Origin of the sequence: Allobosea sp. (genome assembly GCF_030695125.1) — a bacterium.
In the GTDB taxonomy this organism is placed as follows: domain Bacteria; phylum Pseudomonadota; class Alphaproteobacteria; order Rhizobiales; family Beijerinckiaceae; genus Allobosea.
Genome location: NZ_JAUYTP010000067.1, coordinates 1 through 15,619, shown reverse-complemented (window position 1 = coordinate 15,619; position 15,619 = coordinate 1). Strand labels below are relative to the sequence as shown.

Annotated in this window: 14 protein-coding genes; 8 read left to right on the top strand and 6 right to left on the bottom strand. The window is 67.8% G+C overall.

What is annotated here, in order from left to right:
* Positions 1–90 precede the first annotated feature (90 nt).
* From ilvD to Q8S38_RS19085, 3 genes are all read left to right on the top strand, one after another.
* A complete protein-coding gene (ilvD, locus tag Q8S38_RS19095; protein ID WP_305681928.1) occupies positions 91–1,821 on the top strand; it encodes a dihydroxy-acid dehydratase in 1,731 nt (576 codons plus the stop codon).
* Positions 1,808–2,755, top strand: coding sequence for a tetratricopeptide repeat protein (locus tag Q8S38_RS19090; RefSeq protein ID WP_305681927.1), 948 nt, complete (start codon positions 1,808–1,810; stop codon positions 2,753–2,755). Before ilvD ends, Q8S38_RS19090 begins: the two co-directional genes overlap by 14 nt.
* 82 nt (positions 2,756–2,837) lie before the next feature.
* Positions 2,838–3,200, top strand: a complete 363-nt coding sequence (locus tag Q8S38_RS19085) for a hypothetical protein (RefSeq protein WP_305681926.1) — start codon at positions 2,838–2,840, stop codon at positions 3,198–3,200.
* A 285-nt stretch (positions 3,201–3,485) separates the two neighbouring features.
* Here Q8S38_RS19085 and xth read toward each other — a convergent pair whose 3' ends face one another.
* The 4 genes from xth to Q8S38_RS19065 form a co-directional block, all read right to left on the bottom strand.
* A complete protein-coding gene (gene xth / locus Q8S38_RS19080) occupies positions 3,486–4,274 on the bottom strand; it encodes an exodeoxyribonuclease III (protein WP_305681925.1) in 789 nt (262 codons plus the stop codon).
* Between the two features lie 14 nt (positions 4,275–4,288).
* Entirely contained in the window at positions 4,289–5,017 is a 729-nt protein-coding gene (locus Q8S38_RS19075; protein ID WP_305681924.1) for an LrgB family protein, read from the bottom strand.
* Complete coding sequence (locus Q8S38_RS19070; protein ID WP_305681923.1) at positions 5,014–5,385, bottom strand: CidA/LrgA family protein; 372 nt, start codon at positions 5,383–5,385, stop codon at positions 5,014–5,016. Before Q8S38_RS19070 ends, Q8S38_RS19075 begins: the two co-directional genes overlap by 4 nt.
* A gap of 104 nt (positions 5,386–5,489) precedes the next feature.
* Positions 5,490–5,957 carry a BA14K family protein gene (locus Q8S38_RS19065; RefSeq protein ID WP_305681922.1) on the bottom strand — a complete coding sequence of 156 codons (468 nt, stop codon included), beginning with the start codon at positions 5,955–5,957 and terminating at the stop codon, positions 5,490–5,492.
* 261 nt (positions 5,958–6,218) lie between these two features.
* Between Q8S38_RS19065 and Q8S38_RS19060 the strand changes: the two genes are divergently transcribed.
* Positions 6,219–6,812, top strand: a complete 594-nt coding sequence (locus Q8S38_RS19060; protein ID WP_371125922.1) for a TIGR00645 family protein — start codon at positions 6,219–6,221, stop codon at positions 6,810–6,812.
* Positions 6,813–6,859: 47 nt separating this feature from the next.
* Here Q8S38_RS19060 and trpE read toward each other — a convergent pair whose 3' ends face one another.
* Both trpE and Q8S38_RS19050 read right to left on the bottom strand, forming a co-directional pair.
* Positions 6,860–8,404, bottom strand: a complete 1,545-nt coding sequence (trpE, locus tag Q8S38_RS19055; protein ID WP_305681921.1) for an anthranilate synthase component I — start codon at positions 8,402–8,404, stop codon at positions 6,860–6,862.
* 2 nt (positions 8,405–8,406) lie between these two features.
* Complete coding sequence (locus tag Q8S38_RS19050; protein WP_305681920.1) at positions 8,407–10,320, bottom strand: peptidylprolyl isomerase; 1,914 nt, start codon at positions 10,318–10,320, stop codon at positions 8,407–8,409.
* 209 nt (positions 10,321–10,529) lie between these two features.
* Here Q8S38_RS19050 and tpiA point away from each other — a divergent pair, with 209 nt between their 5' ends.
* The 4 genes from tpiA to argC all read left to right on the top strand — a co-directional run bounded on the left by tpiA (position 10,530) and on the right by argC (position 14,992).
* Entirely contained in the window at positions 10,530–11,291 is a 762-nt protein-coding gene (gene tpiA, locus Q8S38_RS19045; protein WP_305681919.1) for a triose-phosphate isomerase, read from the top strand.
* Positions 11,292–11,457: 166 nt separating this feature from the next.
* Entirely contained in the window at positions 11,458–11,850 is a 393-nt protein-coding gene (secG, locus tag Q8S38_RS19040; protein WP_305681918.1) for a preprotein translocase subunit SecG, read from the top strand.
* A gap of 214 nt (positions 11,851–12,064) precedes the next feature.
* Complete coding sequence (locus Q8S38_RS19035) at positions 12,065–13,693, top strand: CTP synthase (RefSeq protein ID WP_305681917.1); 1,629 nt, start codon at positions 12,065–12,067, stop codon at positions 13,691–13,693.
* 324 nt (positions 13,694–14,017) lie between these two features.
* Positions 14,018–14,992, top strand: coding sequence for an N-acetyl-gamma-glutamyl-phosphate reductase (gene argC, locus Q8S38_RS19030; RefSeq protein ID WP_305681916.1), 975 nt, complete (start codon positions 14,018–14,020; stop codon positions 14,990–14,992).
* Positions 14,993–15,619 lie beyond the last annotated feature (627 nt).

The following is a 15,619-nucleotide window of genomic DNA, read 5'->3' as shown; positions in this document are numbered from 1 at the left end:
GACGTCGAATGGCGAACGTTGCGCAGGGCAGGGCCCGTGTGGAACATCCGCCCCGCGCCGGAAGGCGCAGGGTGGAACAAGGATAAAACGATGGATGCGCGCGTGTTCGACAAGTCGAAACTTCCCAGCCGGCATGTGAGCGTCGGCCCTGCCCGCGCCCCGCACCGCTCCTATTATTACGCCATGGGCATGACGGCCCGGCAGATCGCCCAGCCTTTCGTCGGCGTCGCCTCCTGCTGGAACGAGGCCGCGCCGTGCAACATCTCGCTGATGCGCCAGGCGCAGGCGGTCAAGAAGGGCGTCGCTTCAGCCCAGGGCACGCCGCGCGAATTCTGCACGATCTCGGTCACCGACGGCATCGCCATGGGCCACCAGGGCATGAAGTCGTCGCTGGCCTCGCGCGAATGCATCGCCGACTCGGTCGAGCTGACCATGCGCGGCCACTGCTATGACGCGCTGGTCGGGCTGGCCGGCTGCGACAAGTCCCTGCCGGGCATGATGATGGCGATGGTGCGCCTCAACGTGCCCTCGATCTTCATCTATGGCGGCTCGATCCTGCCCGGCACCTTCAAGGGCAAGCCGGTCACCGTCCAGGACGTGTTCGAGGCGGTCGGCAAGCACTCCGTCGGCGCCATGTCGGACGAGGACCTGCAGGAGCTCGAAGAGGCGGCCTGCCCGTCGGCCGGGTCCTGCGGCGCGCAGTTCACCGCCAACACCATGGCCACCGTTGCCGAGGCGATCGGCCTGGCGCTGCCCTATTCCTGCGGCGCGCCGGCCCCTTACGATATGCGCGACACCTTCTGCTACACCGCCGGCGAGATGGTGATGGAGCTGGTCGCCCGGAACATCCGCCCGCGCGACATCGTCACCCGCAAGGCGCTCGAGAATGCGGCCATGGTCGTCGCCGCGTCGGGCGGCTCCACCAACGGCGCGCTGCACCTGCCGGCGATCGCGCATGAATGCGGCATCGACTTCGATCTCTTCGCGGTCGCCGAGATCTTCAAGAAGACGCCCTACATCGCCGATCTGAAGCCGGGCGGAAAATACGTCGCCAAGGACATGTTCGAGGTCGGCGGCATCCCGCTGCTGATGAAGACGCTGCTCGATCATGGCTTCCTGCATGGCGACTGCATGACCGTGACCGGCCGCACCATCGCCGAGAACCTCGCCAACGTGAAATGGAACGACGGGCAGGACGTCATCCGCCCGGCCAACAAGCCGCTGTCCGACAATGGCGGCGTCGTCGGCCTGCAGGGCAACCTCGCCCCCGAAGGCGCGATCGTGAAGATCGCGGGCATGACCACCGAGCAGCTCACCTTCACCGGCCCGGCGCGCTGCTTCGACTGCGAGGAGGACGCCTTTGCCTGCGTCAGCAAGCGCGAATATCAGATCGGCGACGTGCTGGTGATCCGCTATGAGGGCCCCAAGGGCGGGCCCGGCATGCGCGAGATGCTGTCGACCACCGCCGCCCTCTACGGGCAGGGCATGGGCGACAAGGTCGCGCTGATCACCGACGGCCGGTTCTCCGGCGCCACGCGCGGTTTCTGCGTCGGCCATGTCGGGCCGGAGGCCGCCGTGGCGGGTCCGATCGGGCTGATCCGCGACGGTGACATCATCGAACTCGACGCCATCACAGGAAAGCTCGCAGTCCGCCTTTCTGATGCCGAACTTGAGGCGCGTCGTCAGAGCTGGGTGCCGCGGAAGACGGACTACAACTCCGGCGCCCTCTGGAAGTACGCGCAGACGGTCGGCTCCGCCAAGGGAGGGGCCGTGACCCATCCTGGCGGCGCCGCCGAGACCCATTGCTATGCGGATATCTGACCACACGATCATAGCCTGTCTTCTTGTCCTGGGCGGCCAGCAGGCCGCCTGGGCTCAGGATGCCGTGGGCGGTCGCGGCCCGGTTCCGCCGCGTCCGATCCCTGGCATCGCCTTGCCGGAGGCCGGCAGCGGCCTCTCAGACGGCTCCGGCGCGGCGACGATCGCGCCGTCTCCCAATGCGCCGGCCGCCCACACCGCTCTGCCGCTGGTCCCGTTCAGCAGCGCCCGCGACGCGATCCGGGCCTGGATGCGCGATTCGACCGCCGGCAACCAGGCCGGCGCCGTGCGCGCGCTCGAATATGCCGCCGCGCAGGGCCATCTCACCGCGCAGTTCAAGCTGGGCCGGATGTATGCCGGCGGCGAGGGCGTTCCGGCCAATGATCTCAAGGCGTTCGAGTATTTCTCCAAGATCGCGGACGAGAACGCCGACGCCATTCCCGGCACGGCCGATGCCCGCATCGTCGGCAACGCCTTCGTGGCGCTCGGCGGTTATTTCATGGACGGGATCAAGGGCAGCTATGTCCGCCCGAATATCGACCGGGCCTTCGACATGTTCCACTACGCCGCCTCGTATTTCGGCGATCCCGAAGGCCAGTACAATCTCGGTCGGCTGTACCTGAGCGGGCAGGGCACCCGTCGCGATGCGCGCCAGGCGGCCCGCTGGATGAAGCTCTCGGCCGAGAAGGGCTATGCGCCCGCCCGCGCCGTCTTCGGCGACATGCTGCTGCGCGGCGGCGAAGGCGTTCCGCGCCAGCCGGTTCTGGGCCTGATGTGGCTGTCGCTGGCCCGCGAGACCGCCGACCCCGAGCGCGAGGCCTGGATCGTCGACCGGCACGACGCCGCTTTCGCCGCGGCCTCGGCCAACGACCGGACGGCGGCGCTGGCGATGATCGAGCGGCAGCAGGTCGCCGGCGCCCGCGCGGCGCAGCGCTGAGGCCCGCGACTTCGCCGGATTGTCGGCTGCATCCACCGTCGCAATCTCAGCGTAACGGCTCCGTTCACCGGAGGATCGTTCCATGCGCGCCGTCGTCACCGCAGGCTTTTTCGCCGCTCTCCTGTCGGCAACACCCTCCGCCGGGCAGATGCCTTATGAAAGCTGGCCCGTCCTGACCGACCCGTTCCCGAGTACGGGCGGCGGTGGGATCATGATCTATGACTATGACCCGGTCGTCGCCGATGGGACATGCAGCACGCATTTTCGCGCGATCGAGCCCAATGGCACGGTCTATCGCAACGCGATCGTCTTTGACGCCATCGCGACGCAGGGTGGCATCCTCTGCACGAACGGCCGCTGGCGCTCGCTCGACGGCGATGCCGCGGGAACCACGCCGTTCCGGGTGTTCATCAAGGACGGGGTGAAGCGCGGCTCGGGAGATTAATTGGTCGCGAACTCGAGCCAATTGCTTCCCTGATGGCTACCCTTAAGAATGATGCGGACTGTTCGCCGAGGTAGCTTCCCATGCATGAAAACATGATCATCGCCGGACTTTTCATCGGTGCTATTCTATTCTTCTATGTCATGCATCAATTGGAGAAGCGCATAAGAGATTCATCTCGCACGATCCTCACGCGATCAATCTCGCTTCTCCTATTCTTCGCAATCATCGCTGGCGGTAGTGCGGGGGTATTTTACGTATCTCGTCAGATTCGGCCGGATTAATCGCTTACGCGGCCCGCAACGCCACCATCACCGGGACATGGTCGGAAGGCTTCTCCCAACCTCTGACATGCTTCACGATCTGCACGCCCTCCAGCCGGTCGGCGGCCTGGGGCGAGAGCAGCAAGTGGTCGATCCGGATGCCGTAATTGCGCTGCCAGGCGCCGGCCTGATAATCCCAGAAGGTGTAGAGGCCGCTGTCGTCCGTCGTCGCGCGCAGGGCCTCGGTGAGGCCGAGATTCAGCAGGCCGCGGAAGGCCGTGCGCGTCTGTGGCAGGAACAGCGCGTCGGACGTCCAGGCGGCCGGATCGCGCGCATCGCGCGGCTCGGGGATCACATTGTAGTCCCCCGCCAGCACCAGCGCCTCCTCAAGGGCGAGCAGCGTCCGGGCATGGGCGGTGAGGCGCTTCATCCAGCCGAGCTTGTAGGGGTATTTCTCGGTGTTGGGCGGATTTCCGTTGGGCAGATAGATCGAGGCAAGGCGCACCATGGCGCCGCTGCCCAGCGGCAGCACGCCTTCGAGATAGCGCGCCTGTTCGTCGGCCTCGTCGCCGGGCAGCCCGCGGCGGACGTCCTCGAGCCGGGCCCGGCTGATGATCGCGACGCCGTTGAAGGTCTTCTGGCCGTGGGTCTCGACCTGCCAGCCGGCCTCCTCGATCTCCCGGCGGGGGAAGTCGGCGTCGACGCATTTGATCTCCTGCAGGCAGAGCGCGTCGGGCTGCGCCTCGTTCAGGAAGTCAATGAGATGGCCGAGCCGCTGGCGGACGGAATTGACGTTCCAGGTGGCGATGCGCACGGGATGGCTCCGGATCAGAAGAGACGCAGGATAAGCGGCACCAGGACCGCCGTGACAAGCCCGTTCAGCCCCATCGCGATGCCGGCGAAGGCGCCGGCCACAGGATTGACCTGAAAGGCCCGCGCCGTGCCGATGCCATGGGCCGCCAGCCCCGCCGCGAAGCCGCGCGCGCGCCAGTCGGTGAAGCCGAGCCAGATCATCAGCGGCGTCACCATCACCGCGCCGAGGATGCCGGTCGCGATCACCAGCGTGGCGGTGAGCGAAGGCTCGCCGCCGATCTCGCGGGCGATTCCCATGGCAATGGCGGCGGTGACGGATTTGGGCGCCAGCGAAGCCAGGATCGGCTGCGGCACGCCGAAGGCCGCGGCGATGCCGATTGCGCTGATCACGGCCGTCAGCGCGCCCGCCAGCAGCGCCGCCAGGATCGGCAGCACCGCCTTGCGCACCAGCGGCCAGTGGCGGTGCAGCGGCAAGGCCAGCGCCGCCGTCGCCGGACCGAGCAGGAAATGAACGAACTGCGCGCCCTGGAAATAGGTCTCGAAGGGCGTGCGCGTGACGCTCAGGATCGCCGCCAGCAGCGCGACGGCGATCAGCACCGGGTTGGCCAGGGGATGCCGGTCCAGCCGCGACGAGAGCCGATCGGCGACGACATAGGTGGCCAGCGTCACCGTCAGCCAGAGCAGCGGATCGGCGGCGAGATAGACCCAGAGCGTCTCGACGCGGGCGAGGTCGGGGGCGATCACGGGGCCTGTTCCGGCTGGCTGTCGACCAGGGCTGCGACCTTCACGAACACGAAGGCGGTGACGACGAGCGTCAGCGCCGTCGAGACCACGAGCGCCACGATCAGCCCCGGCCCATGGGCGATCAGCGCCCCGGCATGGCGGACGATTCCCGTTCCCGCCGGAACGAAGAGCAGCGACAGATGCGCCAGCAGCACGCCGGCCACGGTGGCGAGCGGCGCCCCTTCCTGCGCCGCCGCGGGGCGCAGCCGCAGGCCGAGAAAGAGCAGCGCCATGCCGATCACCGGGCCGGGAACGGGCAGGCCCAGCAGACGTGTGACGGCCTCGCCGACAAGCTGGCAGCCGAGAAGCAGGGTAAGGGCTGCGATCATGGGGGGGCTCCGGTCCGGCCCGACACTAGCCCTGCGGCCCCCTCAAACGAAAGCCTCCCCGCATCGCTGCGGGGAGGCTGGGGCGTTCTGGACGTCAGATGGTGTCAGGGGCAGGCGCGGACCACGCCGCCCTTGGCGATATAGGTGCCGGTCTCGGGATCGTAGGAGCGGAAGCGGCGCGAGCAATAGGCGACCGCGTCGACATCGCTCGGGCTGTAGCCATAGGCGCGCAAGGGCGCCCCGTAGACCGGCGCCGGCGCGACATAGATCGGCGCCGGCTCGACATAGCGCGGACCCGCAAGCGCCCCGGCGGCAAGCGCTCCGCCGATCACACCGGCCGCGATGCCGGCGCCGACGGCCGCGCCGCGGCCGCCGCGGTAGTAGCCTCCGCGATAGCCATAGCGCGGGCCATAGCCGTAGCGGCGGTACTGCACGGTCTCGACGAGGTCATTGGCGCCCGAGGCGAGCGCCAGCGCCGGGCCCGCGGCCGCGCCGACCGGAGCCGCGCTGGCCGGAGCCGCCATCAGTGCGCCGCCGATCAGGGCCGCAGCAAGGGTGAAAGTCTTGATCATGGGGAAATCCTCTCCTCTCGGATGAGAGGAAGCTTGCGCGTCCTCTATTGTTCCAAACATAGCCGTCACGCCGCGATCATGAAAAGCCTGACGCATGATCGCGTCAAAATTTCGTCGTCCAAGCGGTTTTCGTCGTCCAAGCGTTGATGACGGCCGCAAAGATACTTTTCCGGGAACCGCGTGCGGAATCAGCCTTTGCGCTGCATCTCGCGCCGGTTTATTTTGCACTGCATCATTCGTTTGAAGGACTTGAGATCTGCCATGGCGAACCCCGGCGAGACACCTGACGGCAGCGCTCATGCGACGCCCCCCGAACCGGTGCGTCTAAGCACGATGTCGCGGATCATCTTCGGATCGCGCTGGCTGCAGCTGCCGCTGTATCTCGGGCTGATCGTGGCGCAGTGCGTCTATGTCTTTCTGTTCCTCAAAGAGCTGGTTCACCTCGTCACCCACGCCTTCGACTTCTCCGAGCAGCAGATCATGCTGGTGGTTCTCGGCCTGATCGACGTGGTGATGATCTCGAACCTGCTGATCATGGTGATCATCGGCGGCTACGAGACCTTCGTCTCGCGACTCGGCCTCCAGGGCCATCCCGACCAGCCGGAATGGCTGAGCCACGTCAATGCGAGCGTGCTGAAGATCAAGCTCGCCATGGCGATCATCGGCATCTCCTCGATCCATCTGCTGCGGACCTTCATCGAGGCCGGCAATATCGGCAGCGCCGGCCGCACCACCTCCTATACCGAGACAGGAATCATCCTGCAGACGGTGATCCACACGGTCTTCATCCTCTCGGCGATCGGCATCGCCTGGGTCGACCGGATGACGGTTCCGCCTGCCGGCAAGGGGCACTAAGGGGCATCGCGCCGTAAGGAGGCCGCGAACGTGTCGCGGCCTGGGGGCTACTGCCCCCGGCCGGAGCGGGCGGCGAAGCGGATCGCCTCCTCGGCGGCGCGGAACAGGGCCTTGGCCTTGTTGACGCATTCGGCCTGCTCCGAGGCCGGCTGCGAGTCATAGACGATTCCCGCGCCCGCCTGGACGTGCATGCGGCCGTCCTTGACGATCGCCGTGCGCAGCACGATGCAGGTGTCCATCTCGCCATTGGCGCCGAAATAGCCGATGCAGCCGCCATAGGCGCCCCGCGCATCGTGCTCGAGTTCGTCGATGATCTGCATCGCCCGCACCTTCGGCGCGCCCGACACCGTCCCGGCCGGGAAGCCGGCGGCGAGCGCGGCCAGCGCATCATGGCGCGGGTCGATAGTCCCCTCGACATTCGAGACGATGTGCATGACCTGGCTGTAGCGCTCGACGAAGAAGGAATCGGTGACCTTCACCGAACCGATCTGCGCGACCCGGCCGACATCGTTGCGGCCGAGATCGAGCAGCATGAGATGCTCGGCGCGCTCCTTGGGATCGGCCAGCAGCTCCTGTGCCAGCGCCTCATCCTCGGCCGGCGTGGCGCCGCGACGGCGCGTGCCGGCGATCGGGCGGATGGTGACCGTGTCGTCGCGCAGCCGCACCAGGATTTCGGGGCTGGAACAGACGATCTGGAAGTCGGCGAAGTCGAGATAGCACAGGAAGGGCGCCGGATTGACGCGGCGCAGCGCCCGGTAGAGCGCAAACGGCGGCAGCTGGAACGGCGCCTCGAAGCGCTGCGACAGCACGACCTGGAAGATGTCGCCGGCGCGAATGTAATCCTGCGCGGTCGCGACCATGGCGTGGAATTGCGCCTCGGTGGTGTTGGAGACGATCGCAGGCTCGGGCAGGGCGGCGATGTCGATCGCCGCGTCCGGGGGCAGGGGGCCCTCCAGCGCGCGGACCACCGCGTCGAGCCGCTCCAGAGCCCGCTCCTGGGCGACCCGGGCCGACACGCCGGGCTGGTGGCGCACCGGGGTCACGACATGGATCTCGTCGCGCACCGAATCGAACACGACCATCAGTGTCGGCCGGGTCAGGATGGCGTCGGGCACGCCGGTGCCTGTGTCCTTGGGCTCCGGCAGCCGCTCCATCAGCCGGACCATGTCGTAGCCGAGATAGCCGAAGACACCCGCCGCCATCGGGGGCAGCTCGCCGCCGCCGGGCCGCGTCGCGGCATCGGGTATGGCGCTCTCGTCGAGCAGGGCGCGCAGGCTCTCGAAAGCGGGGCGCGGATCGGGGAGGAAGGCGTCGCCGAGCGCCGGGCGGCAGAGCGAGGCCTCGCCGCGATGGCAGCGCCAGATCAGATCGGGCTCGAGGCCGATCATCGAATAGCGGCCGCGCACCGCGCCGCCCTCGACCGATTCGAGCAGGAAGGCCGGCCCCGTCGTGGCGTGGCGCAGCTTCAGGAAGGCGGCGACCGGCGTCTCGCAATCGCCGACCAGCACCTGCCGCAGCACCTGCGCCGTGCCGGCCTCGTAGGCCGCCGCGAAACGCTGCGCCTCGCGCTCCTGCTCCTGGACGTCCGCCATGCTCAGTTCGTCACGCCGCCGGTCGCGTTGCGGAAGGCGGTCTCGTTGACCGAGACGCCCAGCTCCGTTTGCCGCTGGCCGATATACTGCGCCAGGATGTCCTCGCTGACGCTGGCGCCGAGCTGACGGGCGAAGTTCTCCGCCTCCTGCGTCGTGCGCGCATAGCTTGGAACGGTGGCGCCATCGACCTTGAACAGGACGCGGCCGCCATCAGCCACCGAGGCGGAATTGCTCTTGCCGGCCAGCGTCCCGAAAATCAGGCTGATGGCATTGGCCGGCAGGTCCGTGCGCTGCTCCTGGCGGCCGATCGCGCCGGCTTGCTCGACCGTCAACCCGGCCGACGCCGCGACCGCCTCGAAAGCCTCGCCCTTGTCGAGGCGCTCGACGAGCTCGCGCGTCTTGGCCGAAAGCCGCGTCGCGACCTCGTCGGCGCGCCATTGCGTCTCGACCTGCGCCTTGACCTCGTCGAAGCCCTGTTCACGCGGCGCGTCGATCTTTTTCACGTCGTACCAGACATAGCCGGTGTCGCGCGCCAGGCGGATCGCCTCGTTGTCGACGCCGATGTCGGAGCGGAAGATCGCCTGGAGCGTCGCATCGCCGCCCGGCAGGGGCTGCTCCACCGTGCCGTCCGCGCGACGCAGGCCGGCATCGACCGGGCCGACGCTGCGCAGCGCCAGGTTGAATTCGCGGGCGATGTCCGCCAGCGGCTTGGCCCCGGCGCGCTGATCCTCGATCTTGTCGTGGATTTCGGTGATCCGGCTGGTGGCGCGGCTGGTGGCGAGTTCGGCCCGGACGGTTGCCGCGACCTCCTCGAAAGACCGCACGCTCTCCGGCTGGACGACGGTGACGCGCAGCAGGACCGGGCCGAACGCGCTGGCGACGGGGGCGCTGACCAGCCCCTCGGCCAGGGCGAAGGCGGCATCGCGCACCGCGGGGTCGAAGATCTGGGTGCGGGTGAAGGTGCCCAGCGTCAGATCGCCGGCCCCGACATTGCGCGCGGCGGCGATGGCGTCGAAGGTCTCGCCGGCCTCGATGCGGGCCCGGGCGGCCTGCGCCTCCTCGGCATTGGAGAAGGCGATCTGCTGGATCGTGCGCGTCTCGGCCGTGGTGAAGCGCAGGGCCTTGATCTCCTCATAGCGTGCCCGCGCATCGGCCTCGCTGATGGCGCCGGCATCGGCCAGAGACTCTGCCGAGAGGGCGAGGATGTCGGCGGTGCGGCGCTCGGGGGCGCGGAAGGCGCCCTTGCGCTCGTCGTAGAAGGTCTTGAGCTGGGCCTCGGTCGGCGCCGGGATCTCGCCGGCGGCGGTCGGCGCCAGGCGGGCGAAGGTCACGCTGCGACGCTCGTTGCGCAGGCGATGGCCCAGCTCCTGGAGCGCTCCGGGGGCCGAAACCGCCCCGACGACCATCTCGGCGATCTGCTGGCGCAGGATCGTGGCGCGCTGCTCGCGGACATAGACCGCCTCGGTGAAGCCGTTCGAGCGCAGCAATTCGTTGAAGCGCGGCGCCGAGAACTGGCCCGAGGCGTCGCGGAAGGTCGGATCGTCGAAAATCAGGTTGCGGATCGTCTCGTCGGAGACCGCCAGCCGCATACTGCGGGCGGTCTGGTCGAGCACCGATTCCGTCACGAGCCGCGACAGGGCCTGCCGATCGAGCCCGAGCGCGCGGGCCATGTCGGGCGTGATCTGGCGGCGCTGCTGGCGCGTCAGCGCCTGGACGTCGTTCTGGAAGGCGGTGCGCATCTGCTCCAGCCCGATCTCGGCCTTGCCGACGCGCGCGACGGAGTTTCGCCCATAGCCCTGGAAAATGTCGCCGATGCCCCAGATCGCGAAGGAGAAGATCAGGAAGCCGAACAGCACGAAGATCAGGAGCTTGCCGAAGAAGCTCCGACCCGCGTTGCGGATGCCTGTCATCATCATGGAAATCTGTCTTTCCTTAGAGCCCGGCGCGGCGCCGGGGTCGCCGTGATCGGTTTTGTTCGGCGCTGCTTATAGGAACCGGAAGGCCAAGCCGCAATCGCTCCTGCGGATTCGTGTTGGCGGCGGTGGCCCGCGAAGGCGCTTTCCTGGCGTTTGCCGCCCGGCTCGGGCATTGCTAGAGCCGCAGGACGAGTTTCGGGAGGTTCGACGTGACGCGCAGCATCAGGCCGCTGGTGGCCGGCAACTGGAAGATGAACGGGCTGAAGGCCGATCTCGCGATTTCGGCCGAGGTCGCCAAGGGCTACGATTCCGAGCTGAAGGCTTCGGTCGATCTGGCGATCTGCCCGCCCGCCAGCCTGCTCTATGTCGCCTCCGCCGCGCTGGTCGGCTCGCGCATCGCAACCGGCGGCCAGGATTGCAGCCCCCAGGCTTCGGGCGCCTTCACCGGCGAGATCTCGGCGGCGATGCTGGCGGATGCGGGCGCGAGCTTCGTCATCGTCGGCCATTCCGAGCGGCGCACGCTGCATGGTGAGACCAGCACGCTGGTGAAGGCGAAGGCGCAAGCCGCGCAGAAGGCCCTGCTCGTGCCGATCGTCTGCGTCGGCGAGACCAGGGACGAGCGCGAGGCCGGCAAGGCGCTGGCCGTGGTCAAGAAGCAGTTGCGCGGGTCGGTGCCCGAGGGGTCGGGCGCCGCGACGCTGGTCGTCGCCTATGAGCCGGTCTGGGCGATCGGCACCGGGCTGACCCCAACAGTGGCCGATGTCGCTGACATGCATGAGGCGATCCGCGCCGAGCTCGGCCGGCTGCTCGGCAAGGCCGCGGCTTCGGGCGTGCGCCTGCTCTATGGCGGCTCGGTCAAGCCGTCCAACGCCGCCGAGCTGATGAGCGTCGCCCATGTCGACGGCGCGCTGGTCGGCGGCGCCAGCCTGAAGGCCGAAGAGTTCCTGGCGATCGCGCGGGCCTGCGCCTGACGGCTGGCTCCGGAAAAGCCGGTCGCGTGCCGCATCACCGGGGTGGTGCGCCCCGCAACCGCGTGCTATGTGCCGCGCCGTGTTCGCCGGCCCCTCGGGCCGTCGTCGAACAGGAGGAGCGGGCCATCCTTGGCGGGAGCCCGCGCCATACTCATTTCGTGAGCTCATGCAGAACGTTCTCATCGTCATCCATCTGATCATCGTGGTCGCGCTCGTCGGCGTGGTCCTGCTGCAGCGCTCCGAGGGCGGCGGGCTCGGCATGGGTTCGGGCGGCGGCGGCGCGGGCGGCTTCATGACCGGTCGCGGCCAGGCCAATGCGCTGACCCGCACGACGGCGATTCTGGCCGGCGCCTTCTTCCTGACTTCGATCGTACTCGCCGTGATGGCCAATCAGGGCCGCGTCCAGCGCTCGATCATCGACGGCGCCCCGACGCAGGGCGCGCCGGCTTCGCCGACCGGGCCGAGCGCCCCCAATGCGGGCGGCGTGCTCGACCAGCTCCGCCAGATGCAGGCGCCCAGCGGCGCGCCGCAGCCGCCCACTCCGGCGCCGCAGCAGTGAGGCAGACACGTCCCGCAAAAGTGGTTTCCACTTTTGCGGTATGGACTTGCCCAAGAAGCAAGTCTTGGCAGGGGCCGGGCAACCGGCCCTTCTCTTTTGTGTGGGGTGCGATCGCCGGATGGCGGCGCGCTCCTGTGGACAAGCGTGCAGGGCAAGACGGGGCTGCGCGGTTGGACTTAGCGAATCAGGCCCGTGGCTTTAGAGGTGTCCACCCATGACGCGGTATGTTTTTATCACCGGCGGCGTGGTGTCTTCGCTGGGCAAGGGCCTGGCGGCGGCGGCACTGGCCGCTCTGCTCCAGGCGCGCGGCCACACGGTCCGCCTGCGCAAGCTCGACCCCTATCTCAATGTCGATCCTGGCACGATGAGCCCCTATCAGCATGGCGAGGTCTTCGTCACCGATGACGGGGCCGAGACCGATCTCGACCTCGGCCATTACGAGCGCTTCACCGGGCGGCCCTGCAACAAGGGCGACAACATCACCACCGGCCGCATCTACATGGACATCCTGACAAAGGAGCGCCGGGGCGACTATCTCGGCGCGACCATCCAGGTCGTCCCGCATGTCACCAACGCCATCAAGGAGTTCATCCTCGACGGCAATGACGGCTATGATTTCGTCCTGATCGAAGTCGGCGGCACGGTCGGCGACATCGAGAGCCTGCCGTTCCTCGAGGCGATCCGCCAGACCGGCCAGCAGCTGCCGCGCGGCCAGTGCATCTTCATCCACCTGACGCTGCTGCCCTATATCCCCACCGCCGGCGAGTTGAAGACCAAGCCGACGCAGCATTCGGTCGCCGAATTGCGCTCGATCGGCATCCAGCCCGACATCCTGCTCTGCCGCACCGACCGCGAGATCCCGCGCGAGGAGCGCCGCAAGCTGGCGCTGTTCTGCAACGTCCGCGAGACGGCGGTGATCGAGGCCCGCGACGTCGCCTCGATCTACGACGTGCCGCTGTCCTACCATGCCGAGGGGCTCGACAACGAAGTGTTGGCCGCCTTCGGCATGGACGCCAGCCAGGAGCCGGACATCTCGAACTGGCGGCGGATTTCGGAGCGCGTGAAGAACCCCGAGGGCGAGGTCACCATCGCCATCGTCGGCAAATATACCGGTATGAAGGACGCCTATAAGTCCCTGATCGAGGCGCTGATGCATGGCGGCATCGCCAACCGCGTCAAGGTCAATCTCGACTGGATCGAGTCGGAGGTCTTCGAGAAGGAGGACCCGACGCCGTTCCTGGAGCATGTCCACGGCATCCTGGTGCCCGGCGGCTTCGGCCATCGTGGCGCCGAGGGCAAGATCAAGGCGGCGACCTTCGCCCGGCAGCGCAAGGTGCCGTATTTCGGCATCTGCTTCGGCATGCAGATGGCGGTGATCGAGGGCGCCCGTTCGCTGGCCGGCATCAAGGACGCCAATTCGACCGAGTTCGGCCCGACCAGCGAGCCCGTCGTCGGCCTGATGACGGAATGGATGCGCGGCAACGAGATCGAGCAGCGCGCCGCCGACGGCAATCTCGGCGGCACGATGCGGCTGGGTGCCTATGCCTCGACGCTGGCGGCCGGCTCCAAGATCGCGCAGATCTACGGCACGACGGCGATCTCCGAGCGGCATCGCCACCGCTACGAGGTCAATATGGGCTATCGCGACCGGCTGGAGGCGCAGGGCATGAGCTTCTGCGGGCTGTCGCCGGACGGGCTGCTGCCGGAGACGATCGAATATCCGGATCATCCCTGGTTCATCGGCGTGCAGTACCATCCCGAGCTGAAATCGCGCCCCTTCGAGCCGCATCCGCTGTTTGCGAGCTTCGTTCAGGCCGCGATGGTGCAGAGCCGGCTGGTGTGAGGCGGTTGCCGCCGGCCGTCGCAGCCTGCTGCGGCGCCGGCTTCTCGTTCCTCCCTGTGGGACCCGACATTCGGCTTGACGACCGATGTGGCTTGCGTCACGCGTCGCAGGACATGCTCCGTAACACGACCCTTTTCGATCGACGCCGACGCTGCTGCACCCAAGCGGCGGCTCGTCGAGCTGCGCGTCGATCCGCATGCTTTCGTGTGATGATGGCCTCTCGATAGGCTTATTCGCCAAAGTGGCCTTCGGCCCGCATTCGTGAACCTCCGCAGCCCTCGGCTTCGGGGGTTTTCTTTTGCCCAGCACCAGAAGGACATCACCATGAGCATTCGTGTCGGCATTGTCGGGATCAACGGTTTCGGCGGCGGCGAAGCGCTGCGCCTGATCGCGAGCCACCCGTCATTCGAGCTGGTTTACGCCGCAGGCGAGAGCAGCGCCGGCAGCCGCCTGGTGGATCGCTTCCCCGGCGTGCCGCCCAGGCTGGCCGAGCTGGTGATCGAGAAGTGGGACCCCGAGAAACTCCCACCACTCGACGTGCTGTTCGCATCGCTGCCGACGGGCGCTTCGGCCGACGCGCTGGCGCGCGTTCCCAAGGCGGTGAAGATCATCGATATCGGCGGCGACCATCGCTATGTCGAGGGCTGGGCCTATGGCCTGGCCGACGTCTGGCCGGCCCAGATCCAGGGGCAGACCCGCATTGCCAACCCGGGCTGCTTCCCCGCCGCGACGCTGACGGCGCTGGCGCCGTTGCTGGCCGATAAGCTGATCGAGCCCGGCAACATCGTGATCGACGTCAAGACAGGCATCTCCGGAGCCGGGCGGGGCGGCGACAGCAAGTTCGGCTATGCCGAGAGCAACGAGAATTTGGTGCCCTACGGGCTGCTCAAGCATGTCCACATGCCGGAGATCGCCAGGACGATCGAGCGGCTGAGCGGCGGCAGTGCGGCCGGGCTGGTTTTCACGCCGCATCTGGTGCCGATGACGCGGGGCATTCTCGCCACGATCTATTGTCGCGGGAACGCCACCACCGGCCAGTGCCTGGAAGCCGCTCGGCGTTTCTATGCCGGGCGTTCGTTCATCCGCGTGACCGACAAGCCGCCGCAGACCAAATGGGCGACCGGCTCGAACCTCGCCTTCGTCAGCTATGCGGCCGATCCGGAGCGCAACCTGGTGATCGCCATGGGCGTGGTCGACAATCTCGGCAAGGGAGCGGCCGGGCAGGCGGTGCAGAACGCAAACCTGATCTGCGGCCTGCCGGAAACGGCGGGACTGGACGGCGTGCCTGTCTGGCCATGAGGACGGCGGGCTTCGTGGCTCCGTCATGGTCGCCCTTGTGGCGACCATCTACGTCTTGCGACGCTGATTGCAAGCGCGTTTCGATCTCGACAACCTCGTTCAATCGTTCCGGCGCAACGGCGTTGATGGTCGCGACAAGCCCGACCATGACCGTGAAGGGCGCGTCACGCGCGGGGAACCCCTCTCCCGCATCGAAGTCGGCTTTTGCCGACTTCGACACTCTGAGTGCTGATCTCGGGCGGGCCCGAGATCAGTGAGAGGGGCAGGGGTGAGGGACCGCCGCTGATCGCCATGGTGCGACGGAGCCGTGGCGCCTGTTTGCTGCAACGGCAGGCCCTCATCCGGCCCTCCGGGCCACCTTCTCCCATCCGGGAGAAGGGAAGGGGCGTCGCGTTTCCCGCAAAAGACTTATCCCCGCCGCTTCTTCCTTCCCCTATCCTGCCCCCACCTCATCCCCGAGGGGCAGCCATCCGGAAGGCAAGCCGTTGGTGGGGGTGGGCGCGGCGCGTGCGGCCGGGTTTGCACCCCGGTCCCGGGAGGCTTCGGGGCACCGCCCTGGGGGTACTACGGCCCCTGTGCGAGGAGCTCGCTGGACCGGTCGTCGGCATCACGCCTGCGTCCCATGCC